The organism is Labilithrix sp. (assembly GCA_019637155.1).
GTDB lineage: Bacteria > Myxococcota_A > Polyangia > Polyangiales > Polyangiaceae > Labilithrix.
Genome location: JAHBWE010000003.1, coordinates 395,326 through 411,150, shown reverse-complemented (window position 1 = coordinate 411,150; position 15,825 = coordinate 395,326). Strand labels below are relative to the sequence as shown.

The window sequence follows — 15,825 nt, the reverse complement described above, 5'->3', positions numbered from 1 at the left end:
GATGAACCCGCTCGTCACGATCCTGGTCGCGTTCCGCGCGGTGCTCCGCAACAAGATGCGGTCGTTCCTCACGACGCTCGGCATCATCATCGGCGTCGCCGCGGTCATCGCGATGATGGCGATCGGCGCGGGCGCGAAGGCGCAGGTCGAGGCGGCGTTCGCGGCGATGGGGACGAACCTCCTCATCGTGATGCCGGGCGCCTCCAACGCCGGCGGCGTGAGCGGCGGCTTCGGCAGCCAGCCCACGCTGACGTGGGACGACTGGACCGCGATCAAGACCGAGCTCCCCTCGGTGAAGGCGGCGGCGCCGCAGCTCCGCTCGAACCAGTCGCTCATCGGCGAGGAGATGAACTGGTCGACGCAGGTCATCGGCACGGCGCCGGAGTACTTCGAGATCCGCGCGTGGCAGATCGCGAGCGGCGTCTCCTTCACGCAGCAGGACATCGACTCGGGCGCGAAGGTCGTCATCCTCGGGCAGACGGTGGTGGACAAGCTCTTCGGCCGGAGCGCGAACCCGGTCGGGCAGACGGTGCGCATCGCGAAGTCGCCGTTCGTCGTCGTCGGCGTCCTCGCGCCGAAGGGCCAGTCGCCGTCGGGGCAGGACTACGACGACTCGGCCTACATCCCGTTCTCGACCTTCGCGCAGCGCATCCAGGGCGGCCTCGGCAAGTACCTCGCCGGCAGCATCTTCGTGCAGGCGACGGGCTCGAGCACGACCCAGCGCGCGCTCGCGGACGTGACCGCGCTCCTCCGCGAGCGGCATCGCCTCCCGCCGTCGGCCGACGACGATTTCTCGATCCGCAACCTCTCCGAGGTCGCGAGCGCGCAGCAGCAGGGCACCGAGACGATGACGACGCTCCTCGCGGCGGTCGCGGCGGTGTCGCTCCTCGTCGGCGGGATCGGGATCATGAACATCATGCTCGTGAGCGTGACGGAGCGCACGCGCGAGATCGGCCTCCGCATGGCGATCGGCGCGAAGCCGCGGAGCATCCTCCTCCAGTTCCTCGTCGAGGCGCTCGTGCTCTCGCTCGCGGGCGGGATGATCGGCGTCACCCTCGGGGTCGGGACCGCGACGTGGCTCGCGGGCAAGTTCCGGTGGCCGATGCAGATCCAGGTCGACGTCATCACCGTGTCGGTGATCTTCAGCGCCCTCGTCGGCATCGTGTTCGGCCTCTATCCCGCGCGCAAAGCATCGCAGCTCGATCCCATCGACGCGTTGCGATACGAGTGAGCGCGTGACCTTCGACGCGAGCTACTACGAGCGGTACTACGGGAGCGCGGGGACGCGCGTGCATTCGGGCGAGGAGGTCGCGAAGCTCTGCACCGCCGTCGTCTCTTTCATCGATTGGTGGCAGCACCCGCTCGAGACGGTGATCGACGTCGGCGCCGGCGTCGGGCTGTGGCGCGACTGGTTCGAGCGGAACCGCCCGCGGGTGGCCTACCGGTCGACGGAGTACAGCGCCCACGCGGCGAAGCAATACGGGCACGAGCATCGCGACATCACGAAGTGGCGCGCGAAGGAGGAGTTCGACCTCGTGATCTGCCAGGGCGTGCTCCCGTACCTCGACGACGCGGGCTGCGCGAAGGCGATCGAGAATCTCGCCGCGATGACGGGCGGCTTCCTCTACCTCGAGGCGATCACGAAGCGCGACATCAAGGAGGTCTGCGACGGCGAGCGCACCGACGTGAAGGTCCACGGCCGCACCGGCAAGTGGTACCGCGCGCGGCTCGACGAGCACTTCGTCGAGGTCGGCTGCGGCCTCTGGTCGAAGAGGGAGTCGGGCGTCCTCTTCTACGAGCTCGAGGCGTCAGGCCGATAGGAGGAAGTCGGCGACGGGCGCGAACACGCGCTCCTCTGCGCCCTTGAACAAGAAGAGGTCGGCGTGCGCGACGGGCATCTCGTCGTCGCCGACGAAGAGGATCTCCTTGTGCTTCGATCCGATGCGGTCGAAGGTGTGCCGCGCCGTGACCGGCAGCACGATGCCGTCCTGGTTCGCGACGACGCAGAGGAACGGATGCGTGAGCTCCGGCAGCCGCGCGGACACGTTGACGCCGCGCATGACGAGGTCGCCGCGGCGGATCCACTCCGCGATCTCGCGGTTGATGAGGGGGTGGGGGTCCTCGACCGTCTGCACGAGCCTCGCGACCTGCGAGAGATCGGTCGATCGCTCGTTGAGGTAGACGGAGAGGAGGCCGGGCGCGACCTTCGTCGCGAGCGGGAGCGCGAACCGCGCGAGCCGTCGCGTGTTCGTGAAGCGCACGATCCCGGCGAGCTTCGGCGATCCGTACGCGAGCTTCACGATCGGATGCGCGTCCTGCCACGTGACGAGGCCGGCGAGCGCGACGATCGCGTGGACGGGCGCGGCGGGGACGATCGCGACGTGCCCGAAGGCGAGGGCGGTGCCGAGGCTGCAGCCGACGAGGTCGACCGTCTCCGCGTTCGTCGCGGTCGTCTTCATCACGTGGGCGATCGCGGCGCCGACGTCGTCGACCGCGAGGTCGCCGAGGCCGTAGCGGTTGTTGCCGCGGGCGGCGCGGATCGAGCGGCCCTGGCCGCGGAGGTCCACCGTCCACACCTCGAGCCCGCGCGCGGCGAGGCACTCGACGAGGGAGGGGCCGCTCGGATGGAAGCGGAAGATGAACGAGTTCATCCCGTAGCCGGGGACGACGATCGCGGGGCGGCCGCGGAGCTCGGTCGTCTCGTCGCGGAAGCGCGTGAGGCCGAGGCGCCATCCGCGATGGTTGTCGACGAGGAATCGCTCGGTGCGCATCGGGTCTTCTCGGGCTCTCGGGCTCTCGGGCTCTCAGGCTCTCAGGCGAGGATCGCGAGCTTGAGGTAGCGGCCTTCGGGGAAGGACGGGAGGGTGGGGTGGTCGGGCGGCGGGCCGAACGTCTCGAGGAGGCGGAGGTCGCTCCGTCCGAGCGCGGCGTCGTCGAGCGTCGCGACGAACTCTTCGAGCCCGACGTGGCTCGAGCAGGACGCGGCGACGAAGGTGCCCCCCGGCGCGAGGACGCGAACACATGCATGATGCAAGGATCGATATGCTGCGAGCCCCTTCGGCTTCGCCTTCTCGCTCGGCGCGAAGCTCGGCGGATCGCTGATGACGACGTCCCACGTCTCGCCGCGCTTCCACGCCGCCTCGAGGAACGCGAAGCAGTCGGCGGTGACGAACGCGTGCCCCTTCGGATCGACCCCGGCAAGTCGGAAGCTCTCCTGCGCTGTCGCATGCGCCCCCATCGCAACATCGACGCTCGTGACGACGCCCCCCGCGAGCGCCGCGCGGAGCGAAAAGCCGCCCGTGTACGAAAAGAGGTTGAGGACCCGCGGCCCCAGCGTCCGCTCGGTCTCGCTCTGCCCGGTCCGCCCCGTTTGCGCGCCGAGCTCGTCGATGCGCGGAGCTTGCTTGCGCGTGACGAGCTCGGCGATGCGGCGTCGGTTCTCGCGTTGATCGAGGAAGGCGCCTGTCTTCTGGCCCTTCGCGAGGTCGACGACGAAGGGCACGCCGTGCTCTTTCACCTCGACCTTTCCTGTTCGGGGGAGCTCGCCGAAGCGCGCGCGGAGGGTAGGGGGCTCCCCTTTTTTCCCCCTGCGATCGAGGAACGTGGTGATGCCGGCGGCGCGGAGCGGGGCTTCGACGTCGGCGAGGAGCGTGTCGGCGAGGGCGCGCGCGGCGTCGCCGTCGATCTTGAGGACGGCGACGTCGGCGTAGCGATCGATCACGAAGCCGGGCGTGCGGTCGCCTTCGCCGTTGAGGAGGCGATAGGCCGTCGTCGCGCCGTCGGCGAATAGCTCGGTCCGGATAGCGAGGGCGGCCTCGAGCCGGGCGCGGAACAGCCGCGCGTTCACGTCCTCCGTTGGATTTCGCGTCCATACGCGGACCGCGATCGGCGACCCCGGATCCCAGATGCCGCTGCCGAGAAAATGGCCGTCCTCGTCGACGATTCGTACGATCGAGGCCGGACCGTTGGAAAGATGAGCCGTCGCGGACGCGTAGATCCACGGGTGTCCTCGGCGGACCGAGTCCGCAGCTCCACCGTGCACCACGATCTCGGGCCTTCCCCCATTTCCTGTTTTCTTCGGCTGGACCCCATGATCCCGTGGTCCGGTTTTGCGTGGCGCACCACTCCATCCGCGGATGCCTTTGGCCGGTCGACGTGTATTCACAGGTGGGCTCGTACGCGGCTCAAGTTGGCGCAACTTGGACCGAAAATGCCTGTCTCAGGGCGTGCGGAGATTGACGCTCCCGGCGCCTCGCGCTGGAATAGCAGGGGTCTTCGGCTCGCTTCGAATCGCGCACGACGTTTGCACATGTTCGCGCCGCTCCCCCTCCGAGTAACGGAAGAAGGTACATGAGAAAAGGTCGTTCGAGCCGTCGCAGCCGTATCTCGCGTCCGCTGGTGGCCGTCAGCCTGAAGGGCGAGGCACTCCGGAGCGACGTCGGCCCCGCGAGCGGTGGGCACGGATCGCCGCGCGTCGTCGTCGGTGTTCCGCCTTCGGATCCCCCGTCCTCGATGGAGACCCCGCCCCCGGTAGTGGTCGAAACACGAGGCGCCGACTCCAAGGTCGCTCCGGTGACCATGCCGTCGTTCACGAAGACGATCGTGGGCGGCATCCAGCCGATCGACAAACCGGCCTTCGATTTCACGCCGCTGCCGTCGCCGCCCCCGGTCCTCGAGCCCCCTCCGGCCGTCGAGCCGCTGTCCGCCCTCGACGCGAAGGCAGACGAGGCCCTCGACGAGGATTGGCGCACGCCCTCGCATCTGCCGCCCGTCGCGGCGCCCACGGCCGACCTCGGCGCCACGATCGTCGACGACCCAAAGGATCGACCGCCGACAAGGGACTTCGCGTCGACCGTCGTCCACGGTTCGACCGCGACCCCTTCGAGCCCCGCGCCGCGTGCAGTTGCCACCGAGCCGCGTGCAGCTGCCGAGTCCACACCCGTCGAGGCGCCAGGCGCCGAGCCGCTCGCGGCTCCTTGGACTACGTCGCGCGCCCCTACCGCCGAATCGTCGACCACGATCGAGCCGCGTGCCGCCGCGGAGCCGCGCGTAGCTGCGGAGTCACGTACTGCTGCGGAGTCGCTGGCCGCGATCGAGCCGCGTGCCGCCGCGGAGCCGCGCGTAGCTGCGGAGCCGCGCGTTTCTGCGGAGCCGGCGGTGGCGATGGAGTCTCCCGCCGCTGCGGGGGCACGCGTTGCGGAGCCGGCGGCGGAGCTCGAGCCGCGCGCTGCGGGGTCACGCGTTGCTGCGGAGCCGGTGGCGGCGATCGAGTCTCGCGCCGCCGCGGAGTCGCTGGTCGGCGAGGTGCGTGTGGTTGCGGAGTCGCCTGTCGCCGCGTTGCCCGGTGAGGTCGTGGCTGCGGGGAAGGCTGACCTTGCGAAGACGCTCACGTTTGGGTCGCCGAAGCTCTTGCCGGACTCGACGCGTGACCGCGCGGCGGAGCTCCGCGAGCGCAAGGAAGCGCGCGAGCGACTCAAAGAGAAGCGCGCCGCCGCGCAGGCGGCGGCCGCTCGCGTCGCCCCGTCGTCCGATCCGGACGAGATCAGCGTCCCGCCTGCGAACGACCTCGGCGTCGAGGACGAGCGCTTCTTCTCGGAGGGCGACCTCGCCATCCACGCGCGCACCGAGAGCGTCGACGGCGACGGCGACGAGCACTACGTCCCCGAGAAGGCGATCCGAAAGTCGCTCCCGCACGTCGTGCAGCGCCGCGCGAAGCTCGCCGGCTACGTGAAGATCGCGGTCGCCGGCGCGGCGTTCGTCTGCCTCGCGGCCGTCGGCAGCTCCGCGTTCCGCGGCAAATCGAAGCCCCCCGCGGCACCGGCGATCTCGCAAGTCGAGGAAGCGCCCGCGACGCCGAAGGCAGCGGAGCCCGCCGCGGCCCCCACCCCGACCGACGACGAGGCGGCGAAAGCGGCGGAAACCGCAAAGGCGGTTGAAGCGGCAGAAACGCCGGAACCGGCGAAGGTCGACCCCGCGCCCGAGCCCGCCGCCGAAGCGAAAGCCGAAGCGACGGCGGAGGCGCCGACGAAGGCCGAGGAGATCGCGGGCGACGCGAAGGAGGAGCTCAAGAAGGCGCGCACCGCGCTCGAGCGGCGCAAGCTCGCGGACGCGATCGAGGCGGGGGAGCGCTCGGTCGCGCTCGATCCGACCGACGGCGAGGCGTGGCTCATCCTCGGCGCCGCCTACCAGGAGAAGGGCAAGATGGCGGAGGCGCGCCGCTGCTACAGCGCGTGCGTGAAGCAGGGCAAGACGGGACCGCGCACCGAGTGCGCGAAGATGCTTCGCTAAAGTCCCCCTCCGTCCGTTGACACCCCCCGGTGTGGCGACTAGCTACGCCTCGTGTTCAAGAAGGTCTGCCTCTTTTCGGGCAACGCGAACCCCCAACTCGCAGCGGCTATCGCGACCTATCTCGAGACACCGCTGAGCAAGGTGAAGGTCCAGCGCTTCTCCGACGGCGAGACCTTCTGCGAGATCAACGAGAACGTCCGCGGCGTCGACGCGTTCGTCATCCAGCCCACGTCGAGCCCCGTCAACGACCACGTGATGGAGCTCCTCATCATGGCGGACACGCTGCGGCGCGCCTCGGCCACGACCATCACCGCCGTCATCCCGTACTACGGCTACGCCCGTCAGGACCGCAAGGTCGCGCCGCGCACGCCGATCACGTCGAAGCTCGTCGCCGATCTCATCCAGGCCGCGGGCGTCACGCGCGTCGTCTCGATCGACCTCCACGCCGGCCAGATCCAGGGCTTCTTCAACATTCCCTTCGATCACCTCTACGCGCTGCCGGTGATGATGGAGGACTACCTGAAGAAGCACTTCGACTCGTCGTCCGTCGTCGTCTCGCCCGACGCCGGCGGCGTCGAGCGCGCCCGCGCGTACTCGAAGCGCCTCAACGCCGGCCTCGCGATCATCGACAAGCGTCGCGAGCGCGCGAACGTCTCGGAGGTCATGCACCTCATCGGCGACGTGAAGGGCAAGCAGTGCATCATCGTCGACGACATGATCGACACCGCCGGCACGCTCACCGGCGCGGCGAAGGCGCTGATGGACCACGGCGCGAAGCGCGTCGTCGCGTGCTCGACCCACGGCGTCCTCTCCGGCCCCGCCATCCAGCGCATCATCGACTCCCCGCTCGACGAGGTCGTCGTCAGCGACACGATCCCGCTCTCCGAGGCGGCCCGCGGCTGCAGCAAGATCAAGCAGGTCTCGATGGCGCGCCTCCTCGGCGAAGCCATCAAGCGCATCCACTCGTCGGACTCGGTCAGCTCCCTCTTCTCCTGAGCACCTGGCCCGAGCGGCGGAGCCCGCACGAACTGCTACCCGCGCGCCGAGGGTTCTGCTAGGTATCCGGCCCCCCAAAGCCCCGGAGGCTCATTTCCGGGCATTCGAGAAGATTTCGAGGAGTCCGCCATGTCCGCCGCCATGCACAACGTCACCGCGCACACCCGCACCGCTCAGGGCAAGAGCGCCGTTCGCCGCCTCCGCGGCACCGGCAAGATCCCCGCGGTCGCGTACGGCAAGGACCTCGCGGCGACGATGCTCGCGGTCACGCCGAAGGACATCGTCACGATCCTCAAGAGCGAGCGCGGCCAGAACACCGTCCTTCAGATGACGGTCGAGGGCGGCAAGGACATGCTCGTGATGATCAAGGACTACAGCTATCACCCGGTGTCGCGCTCGCTCGAGCACATCGACTTCGTCGAGGTGAAGCTGGACCGCGCGGTCGACGTCGACGTCCCGCTCGTCGCCATCGGCAAGGCCGCCGGCGTCGCGAAGGGCGGCCTCCTCCGCCAGGTCTACCGCACCGTCCCCGTGCGCTGCCTCCCCGACCGCATCCCGCTGAAGATCGAGGCGGACGTCAGCGCGCTCGAGCTCGGCGACGCGGTCGCGGCGAAGGACCTCAAGCTCCCCGAGGGCGTCGAGGTCCGGCTCCCCTCCGAGCAGACCGTCATCTCCGTCGTCGCGCCGGAGAAGGACCGCACCGAGGAAGCGGCGGCGGCTCCGGGCGCTCCGGCGGCCGGCGCAGCGGCTCCGGCGGCGGGCAAGGACGCGAAGGCCGCGCCCGCGAAGGACGCGAAGGCCGCGCCGGCGAAGAAGTAGCCTCGCGCGCGCGTGGTTCTCGTCGTCGGGCTCGGCAATCCGGGCAAGAAGTACGAGAAGAACCGGCACAACGTCGGGTTCATGGTCGTGGAGCGCCTCGCGCGCTCGCACGGCCTCGCCGACTTCAAGGAGAAGTTCAGCGCGCTCTGGACGAAGGGCGATCTCGTCGTCGGTGGCCGGCACCTCCCCGTCGCCGTGCTCAAGCCGCAGACGTTCATGAACCTGTCGGGCGACAGCGTTCAGCCCGCGGCCGCGTTCCTCAAGATCGAGCCCGCGAGCATCGTCGTCGTGCACGACGAGATCGACATCCCGTGGAAGGACGTGCGCCTCAAGCTCGGCGGCGGTCACGCGGGCAACAACGGCATCCGCAGCGTCATCGCGCGCATGGGCACGCCCGACTTCGTGCGCGTACGCGTCGGCGTCGGCCGCCCGCCGCCCGGCTTCAAGGGCGACGTCGCCGACTACGTGCTCCAGAACTTCGACCCGATGGAGAGCGCCGAGCTACCGGACGTGATCGACCGCGCCGTCAACGCCGTCGAGCGCGTCGTCGCCGACGGCCTCGTCGCCGCCATGAACGCCGTCAACACCAAGCGCTAACGCCGTCAACACCAAGCGCTACCGCCGTCAACACCAAGCGATACGGGGACTGGGCCCACTCCGACGGCGTCGGGCCAACGCGGGGCCCCAGAAGCGGCCGCGCAAGCGGGCGCGAAGCGCCCCGAGCGCGCAGCGCGAGGGCGGTGTCTGGGGCGGGGGTGTCGGGGGCGGAGCCCCCGACGCTGAGTGAGTAAATATCCGGGCTGCGCGGACTTTTCCCCACCCATCTGGGCTACCGGCGATCCTGGTGATCCGAAACGGGCTGTTTTTTCGTACGAATCCGCCTTGCGCGGGGGTGGGCGAATGCTACCCCAAGGTCTCTCCTGCGACGTCTACCTACAACGTCATCCACCCGAGGATCCCCCGCATGAAGCTTCGCGCCTTCGGCCTTTTGACCCCCGCGCTCATCGCCGGCTGCTTCGCCATTGGCTGCTCGTCGAACACGACGACCGACGAAGAGGTGGAGTCCTCGAAGGCGCAGGCGACGGAGCGCGCCGCCGACGCGACCGGCCGCGGCCCGCTCTCGATCACGGATGCAGAATACAAGCTCCCCGCGTCGGTCGATCCGGACGTCCTCGCCGACCGCAACACCGAGGTCTGGGGCCACATGTGGCGCCCGGCGAACCTCGAGAGCGGCAAGAAGCATCCGCTCATCGTCTTCCTCCACGGCAACCACGGCACCTGCGGCACCGGCGCGAACCCGCGTCGTGACAACAACACGCAGTACACCACGCAGGGCACCTGCCCGCCGGGCTACGTCGTGGTCCCGAACCACATGGGCTACGCGTACGTCGCGGAGCGCCTCGCGTCGTGGGGCTACTTCGTCGTCTCGATCAACGCGAACCGCGGCATCACCGCCGGCGGTCCGGCGGCGGGTGACGGCGGCCTCAACCTCGCGCGCGGCCGCCTCGTGCTCAAGCACCTCGAGCACCTCACCAAGTGGGCCAAGACGGCGGGTACCACGCCCGCGTCGCTCGGCGTCGACCTCGCCGGCACGCTCGACTTCAGCGAGATCGGCATGATGGGCCACTCGCGCGGCGGCGAAGGCGTCCGCGCCGCGTACGTCCAGTACAACGACCCGGGCTCGCCGTGGCCGGCGAAGATCCAGAGCCCGCTCGGCTTCAAGGGCATCTTCGAGATCGGCCCGGTCGACGGTCAGACGAGCCGCGTCCTCGACGCGAACGGCACCGCCTGGAACGTCATCCTCCCGATGTGCGACGGCGACGTGTCGAACCTCCAGGGCATGAAGCCCTTCGACCGCATGCTCGCGAAGAACGGCGAAGGCGCGAGCGCCGCAGCCAAGGGCATGTTCGGCGTCTGGGGCGCGAACCACAACTTCTTCAACACCGAGTGGCAGCAGAGCGACGCCTCGGGCTGCCGCGGCGCCGGCAACGTCCCGCTCTGGAGCGCCGCCGAGATCAACGGCTCCGCCAAGCAGCGCACGACCGGCCTCCACGCGCTCATGGGCTTCTTCCGCGCGAACGTCGGCCAGGACCGCATGGCCGCGTACAACAAGGTCTACGATCCGCAGTTCGGCCTCCCCGAGGAGCTCGAGGCGGTCACGCACATCGGCCGCGCCTACGCGGACTCCGCGAGCGCGGACAACACGAAGGTCCTCGAGGACTTCACGAAGCCGGCCGGCACGAGCCTCAGCGGCGAAGCGATCGTCCTCGGCGGCGGCGCGACGATGACCCACGGCAGCGTGCCCGAGCACGACGCGGCGCTGAAGGCCGGCCTCGTCACGTGGACGGCGCCCGGCGCCACGCTCGAGATCCCGGTCGGCGGCGTCGACGCGACCACGATGTCGACCCTCGACGTCCGCGTCTCGCTCAAGAACGTCACCGCCTCCGTCGCGACGCCGACGAGCTTCTCGATCGCCCTCGTCAACGGCGACGGCACGACCTCGAACGCGGTCAGCCTCAAGAGCTACGTCGAGCTCGCGCACGGCGGCCACGTGCTGCTCGACACCGCGCGCATCCCGCTCCGCGACTTCGGCAACGCGCAGCTCGCGAACGTGAAGGGCATCAAGCTCACGTTCGACGAGACCGAGTCCAGCTCGGTCTACCTCGCGAGCATCCGCGTCTCGCGTCCGCTCGCGGCGTCCGACTCGAACACGAACCCCGGCACCCAGCCCGACGTCGTCTCGGATCCGGGCACCGGCAACGTCACCAACACGCACACGGACGGCAACGCGGTCGCGGACATCCGCACCGAATCGGACGCGGTCGAGATCGAGCTCGCGAGCCAGGACGAGTTCCTCGTTCACGACGAGCTGCCGCGCCTCCTCCTCGGCAGCGACGAGGTCGTCGGCGCCTCGTACAAGGCCGACGGCAGCACCAACAGCATCGTCTTCAAGCTGAGCGCGGAGCAGTTCGCGGCGGTGAAGGACGGCGTCGATCTCAAGGTCCAGTACGGCACCGACGCCGTCACCCACGAGTGGAGCTTCGGCAAGCTCGACAAGAGCCTGAACCACTGATCTGACTCGCTAATTCACGACTAGACGGGGCCGCCGGTCATTGCTATGACCCGCGGCCCCGCCGTCATTTGACCGCGGAAAACCATCCTTGCTCGCCGGCGTGCGCCGGTGGGCTCCTCCGGCCCTCACCGGAGCGATCCACAGGGAGTCACGAAATGCCCGAAGCACAGGCACTGAAGTCCAAAGAATACGAGACGATCTACATCCTCCGCTCCGACGTCGACGCCGACACGGCGGACAAGGTGCAGGGCCGCGTGGCCGAGGTCGTCGCGCGCGACAACGGCAAGCTCGTCAAGGTCGAGTCCTGGGGTCGCCGGAAGCTGGCCTATCCGGTCGGCAAGCAGAAGAAGGGCGTCTACATCTACGTGAAGTACGTGGGTAAGGGCGGCCTCGTGCAGGAGCTCGAGCGCAACCTCAAGCTCCAGGACTCCGTCCTCAAGTTCCAGACGGTCCTCACGAACAAGGACGTCGACGTCGCGAGCGTCGCGGTCGATCCGGAAGAGGTGAAGTTCCAGCGCCTCGAGCTCCCGGCGGAGGAAGAGGAGAAGGAGTCGCGCGAGAAGGCCCTCGGCCTCGTCGACTTCGGCGACGGTCCGCGCTCGATGCGCGGCGAGCGCTCGGAGGACGACTACGGCGACGACATCCCCGGCGAAGAGGCTGGCGCCGAAGAGCCGGCGGCGGCGACCGGCGCGAAGGAGGGCGGCGAAGAGGAGGGCTGAGAGCCCGACCCCGACCGCCCACACACAAAGCTCTAGGAGATTCGAATCATGGCAATGATGGATGACGACAAGGACTTCGGCCGGACGCCGGACCTCAACGCCGATGCGCCGGGCCGGCGCCGCGGCGGCAAGAAGCGTGTTTGCAAGTTCTGCGCGGATAAGACCGCGGTGATCGACTACAAGGACCCGCAGGCGATGAAGTACTTCATCTCCGAGCGCGGCAAGGTCACGCCGCGTCGCATCAGCGGCAACTGCGCCCTCCACCAGCGCAAGGTCACGCTCGCGATCAAGCGCGCGCGCAACATCGCGCTCCTGCCCTTCACCGTTACGAGCGCTTAGTCATGGCCACCACGCTTCAAGTGATCCTGAACAGCGACGTGCCGAACCTCGGTACGTCGGGCGAGCTCGTGAAGGTCCGTCCGGGCTTCGCGCGCAACTACCTCCTCCCGCGCAAGCTCGCCGTCCCCGCGACGACCGCGCAGGTGAACCGCCTCAACCACGAGAAGGCGGTCGCCCTCGCGAAGGCGGAGAAGAACAAGAAGGCGATGCAGGAGCTCGCGACGAAGCTGAACGGCCTCGTCATCAAGCTCGCGCGCCCCGTCGGCGAGGACGACAAGCTCTTCGGCTCCGTCACGGCGAAGGAGATCGAGACCGAGGTCAAGAAGGCCGGCTTCGAGCTCGATCGCAAGAAGATGCAGCTCGCCGAGCCGCTCAAGACGATCGGAACGCACGAGATCCCGGTCAAGCTCATGACCGACGTGACCGCGACCCTCAAGGTCGAAGTCGTCAAGAAGTAGGGAGAGAGAGCTCGCAGCTCGCAGCCTCGAGGGCGCTCGATCCATCACCGGATCGGCGCCCTCGCTGCATTTTCGGCGATCAGCGCTCGAAGACGATCACGCCGGTCGAGCTGCCGTCGTCGCCGGCGGCGGTCTTGAAGACCTGCACGGCGAGGGCGGCGTAGTTGCAGGCCGCGCCGCCGATGAAGCCGCGGATGCGGACGCTGCAGCTGCCGGCGCAGTAGGACGTCGCCGCCGAGATGGTGTACTCGGCGAAGACGAAGCCCTCCGCGTCCATCGTGAGCTCGGAGATCGACGGGTTGCCCGTGCCGCCGCTCGACTGCACGTTGTAGATCGCCGAGCCGGCGAACACCTGGAGGCTCACGCCGAGCCTCACGCCGCCGCCGCCGGTGAAGAGCAACGTGGCGTTGCCCGACGTCGAGCCGGGCGGGCCGCTCCCGTCCGCGACGAAGCCGGCGATCGTGCCCGCCGTCGTCATCGTGAAGCTGCCGGTGAGCGGGATCGCTTGCGGGCGCTGTCCGATCGCGTAGGCGGCGCCGCCGTGGGTCGTCCAGGTGAAGCTCTGCGCGTTGTACGTCGCGGCGCCGTCGTGCCAGCGCCCCCACGCGACGACGCCGTTGTCGACGCCCTCGCCCGTGACGCTCGCCGCGCCGCGGTTGAAGGAGTCGGTCGCGGGCGCGAGCGCGCTCCACGCCGAGAGCTCGTTGCCCGCGAACGTCCACGCGTGAAGTTGGCGAGCCTCTACGCCGACGTTCGCGCCGGCGTAGACGATGGAGAGCGGCCCGCTCCCGAGCGGTCCGTTGCCCCCGCCCCCCGAGTCAGGCGAGCCCGTGTCGGAGCCGGAGTCGTTCGGCGCGCCGGTGTCGGAGCCCGAGTCTTCGGGCAGGCCGGAGTCGTCGGGCAATCCGGAGTCATCGGGCAATCCGGAGTCGTCGGCGCCGGAGTCGTCGGAGCCGGAGTCGTTCGGCGCGCCGTCGCCGGCGTCGCCTCCGTCCCGGCGCCCCGCGTCCGGCGGAGGCGGCGGCGCGATCCCCGAGTCGCGGTTGCTCGGAGGCGGGAGGCGCACGCTGTTGTCGGGCTGCGCATCCGGCACATCGACCGGCCCCGCGCCGGGCTCATCGTCCCCGCACGCCCCCATGAGGAACGACGCAGCGCTCACGCCAATGACGACAAAGAAGGAAGACCGCACGAAGGTACGCGCATTACGACGCATGCCCTCGCTTATAGCCGAGATAGCCCCAAGAAGCGGCCGCGTAAGCATCGCCTCGATGGTCGAGCTGCCGTGAGGACATGGAAGAGCGTCGTGAGGACATAGATGAAGTGGGCGCCCCGAGCGTCGTGTGGATCCGGAAGAAGGGGCGCAGGCCTTCGCCCGAGTCGTCGTGAAGACGTGGAAGAAGGGGCGCGCCGGGCCCCAGAAGCGGCCGCTCCAGCGGGCGCGAAGCGCCCCGAGCGCGCCAGCGCGAGGGCCGTGTCTGGGGTGGGGTGTCGGGGCGAAGCCCCGACGTTGAGTCATTGACGAAGCCTGCCCGAGGCGGGTAACGATACTCGCGCAACACTCTCTCCTCGCGCGTCCGTCGGACGTCGCGAGCCTGCGCCTCGGCCGTCTTGGCTGGGGCGCGCTGCATTTCGGAGGAATCACTGTGGAGAAGACGTGGGCTTCCCGTGCAAAGAAGGAGGTCGAGAACCCGCCGGCGATCGAAGGTCGGGTTCCTCCGCACGATCTCGACGCCGAGGCCGCCGTCCTCTCCGCCGTCATGCTCGACCCGAGCGCGATGGACAAGGTCATCGAGCTGAAGCCGGAGCACTTCTACTCGGAGGCGCACCGGCGCATCTTCGAGGCGTGCCTCGAGCTCAAGCAGGTCGGCTCGCCCGTCGACGTCGTGCAGGTCAGCAGCTTCCTCAAAGATCGGCAGCGCCTCGCGCAGGTCGGCGGCATGCCGTACCTCGGGCAGATCCTCGACTCCGCGCCCGTCGTCGCGAACGTCGCCGCGTACGCGCGCACCATCCACGAGAAGTACCGCATCCGTCAGCTCATCCTCGCCTGCCAGCGTGTCGCGGCGCAGGGCTACGGCGACTACGGCGATCCGCAGGCGTTCATCGACGGCGCGGAGCAGGCGGTCTACAACCTCGCGCGCACGTCGTCGAAGCAGAGCGTCGAGAAGCTGCTCGACGTCATGAAGAAGGCGTTCGCGAAGCTCAACGAAGCCGTCGCGCGCGGCGACCGCATCACCGGCGTCTCGACCGGCTTCGAGCGCTTCGATCGCCAGACTTCGGGCCTGCACGAGGGCGACCTCACGATCCTCGCCGCGCGCCCCGGCATGGGCAAGACGAGCTTCGTCCTCAACATCGCGACGAACGCCGCGAAGCCGCGCCACAACGAGCTCGCCGGCGACGACAAGGAGAAGTGGGACACGCCGGGCGTCGGCGTCGCCGTGTTCTCCCTCGAGATGCCGCGCGAGCAGCTCGCGAATCGTATGGTCTGCTCCGAGGCGCGCGTCGACGTGAGCAAGATGCGCACGGGCTTCCTCGGGCCGCAGGACTGGAACAAGCTCACCCAGGCGGCGAGCATGCTCGGCTCGCTGCCGATCTGGATCGACGACTCGCCGGGCCTCACCCTCCTCGACCTGCGCTCGAAGGTGCGGCGCCTCCAGTCCGAGTTCGACGTGCGCGACGAGAACGGCAAGAAGGTGCGCAAGGTCGGCCTCGTCATCATCGACTACCTCCAGCTGATGAAGGGCCGCGACGGCGTGGCCTCGCGCGAGCAGGAGATCAGCGAGATCTCCCGCGGCCTCAAGGCGCTCGCGAAGGAGCTCGAGCTCCCCGTCGTCGCCCTCTCTCAGCTCAACCGCGCGGTCGAGCAGCGCTCGGAGAAGTCGAAGCGCCCGATGATCTCCGACCTCCGCGAGTCCGGCGCGATCGAGCAGGACGCCGACAACATCGTCTTCATCTACCGCGACGACTACTACAACGCCGACTCTCCCGAGGCGAACGTCGCCGAGATCATCGTCGCGAAGCAGCGCAACGGCCCCACCGGAACGGTGAAGGTCCGCTTCGACAAGCAATGGACCCGCTTCGACAACCTCGCCGAAGGCGAATACGACGACGGCCCGAACGAGTAGGTCGTCGTGCT

General features: G+C 69.1%; 14 protein-coding genes. 11 read left to right on the top strand and 3 right to left on the bottom strand.

Annotation, left to right across the window (positions count from 1 at the left end; translation table 11 throughout):
* The first annotated feature begins 1 nt into the window (after window position 1).
* Window positions 2–1,231, top strand: coding sequence for an ABC transporter permease (locus KF837_08065; GenBank protein MBX3227253.1), 1,230 nt, complete (start codon window positions 2–4; stop codon window positions 1,229–1,231).
* A 4-nt stretch (window positions 1,232–1,235) separates the two neighbouring features.
* Window positions 1,236–1,820 (top strand): class I SAM-dependent methyltransferase, encoded by a 585-nt coding sequence (locus KF837_08060; protein ID MBX3227252.1) that lies wholly within the window; start codon window positions 1,236–1,238, stop codon window positions 1,818–1,820.
* Here the strand turns inward: KF837_08060 and KF837_08055 are convergent.
* Entirely contained in the window at window positions 1,809–2,771 is a 963-nt protein-coding gene (locus KF837_08055; GenBank protein ID MBX3227251.1) for an alpha/beta fold hydrolase, read from the bottom strand. The genes KF837_08060 and KF837_08055 overlap by 12 nt on opposite strands.
* Before the next feature lie 41 nt (window positions 2,772–2,812).
* Window positions 2,813–4,042 carry a class I SAM-dependent rRNA methyltransferase gene (locus KF837_08050; GenBank protein MBX3227250.1) on the bottom strand — a complete coding sequence of 410 codons (1,230 nt, stop codon included), beginning with the start codon at window positions 4,040–4,042 and terminating at the stop codon, window positions 2,813–2,815.
* Between the two features lie 536 nt (window positions 4,043–4,578).
* Here KF837_08050 and KF837_08045 point away from each other — a divergent pair.
* The 8 genes from KF837_08045 (at window position 4,579) to rplI (ending at window position 12,692) form a co-directional block, all read left to right on the top strand.
* Window positions 4,579–6,288, top strand: a complete 1,710-nt coding sequence (locus KF837_08045) for a hypothetical protein (GenBank protein ID MBX3227249.1) — start codon at window positions 4,579–4,581, stop codon at window positions 6,286–6,288.
* A gap of 51 nt (window positions 6,289–6,339) precedes the next feature.
* Complete coding sequence (locus tag KF837_08040) at window positions 6,340–7,284, top strand: ribose-phosphate pyrophosphokinase (protein ID MBX3227248.1); 945 nt, start codon at window positions 6,340–6,342, stop codon at window positions 7,282–7,284.
* A 141-nt stretch (window positions 7,285–7,425) separates the two neighbouring features.
* A complete protein-coding gene (locus KF837_08035; GenBank protein MBX3227247.1) occupies window positions 7,426–8,103 on the top strand; it encodes a 50S ribosomal protein L25 in 678 nt (225 codons plus the stop codon).
* A gap of 12 nt (window positions 8,104–8,115) precedes the next feature.
* Window positions 8,116–8,700 carry an aminoacyl-tRNA hydrolase gene (gene pth / locus KF837_08030; GenBank protein MBX3227246.1) on the top strand — a complete coding sequence of 195 codons (585 nt, stop codon included), beginning with the start codon at window positions 8,116–8,118 and terminating at the stop codon, window positions 8,698–8,700.
* 367 nt (window positions 8,701–9,067) lie between these two features.
* Entirely contained in the window at window positions 9,068–11,176 is a 2,109-nt protein-coding gene (locus KF837_08025; protein MBX3227245.1) for a hypothetical protein, read from the top strand.
* A 155-nt stretch (window positions 11,177–11,331) separates the two neighbouring features.
* Window positions 11,332–11,895, top strand: a complete 564-nt coding sequence (rpsF, locus tag KF837_08020) for a 30S ribosomal protein S6 (protein ID MBX3227244.1) — start codon at window positions 11,332–11,334, stop codon at window positions 11,893–11,895.
* A gap of 48 nt (window positions 11,896–11,943) precedes the next feature.
* Entirely contained in the window at window positions 11,944–12,234 is a 291-nt protein-coding gene (gene rpsR, locus KF837_08015; protein MBX3227243.1) for a 30S ribosomal protein S18, read from the top strand.
* A gap of 2 nt (window positions 12,235–12,236) precedes the next feature.
* Window positions 12,237–12,692, top strand: coding sequence for a 50S ribosomal protein L9 (gene rplI, locus KF837_08010; GenBank protein MBX3227242.1), 456 nt, complete (start codon window positions 12,237–12,239; stop codon window positions 12,690–12,692).
* 79 nt (window positions 12,693–12,771) lie between these two features.
* Here the strand turns inward: rplI and KF837_08005 are convergent, their stop codons facing one another.
* On the bottom strand, window positions 12,772–13,851 hold the full coding sequence (locus KF837_08005) for a hypothetical protein (protein MBX3227241.1): 1,080 nt from the start codon (window positions 13,849–13,851) through the stop codon (window positions 12,772–12,774).
* Between the two features lie 598 nt (window positions 13,852–14,449).
* On the opposite strand from KF837_08005, the gene dnaB reads away from it, so the two are divergent.
* Window positions 14,450–15,814, top strand: a complete 1,365-nt coding sequence (dnaB, locus tag KF837_08000; GenBank protein ID MBX3227240.1) for a replicative DNA helicase — start codon at window positions 14,450–14,452, stop codon at window positions 15,812–15,814.
* Window positions 15,815–15,825: the final 11 nt, after the last annotated feature.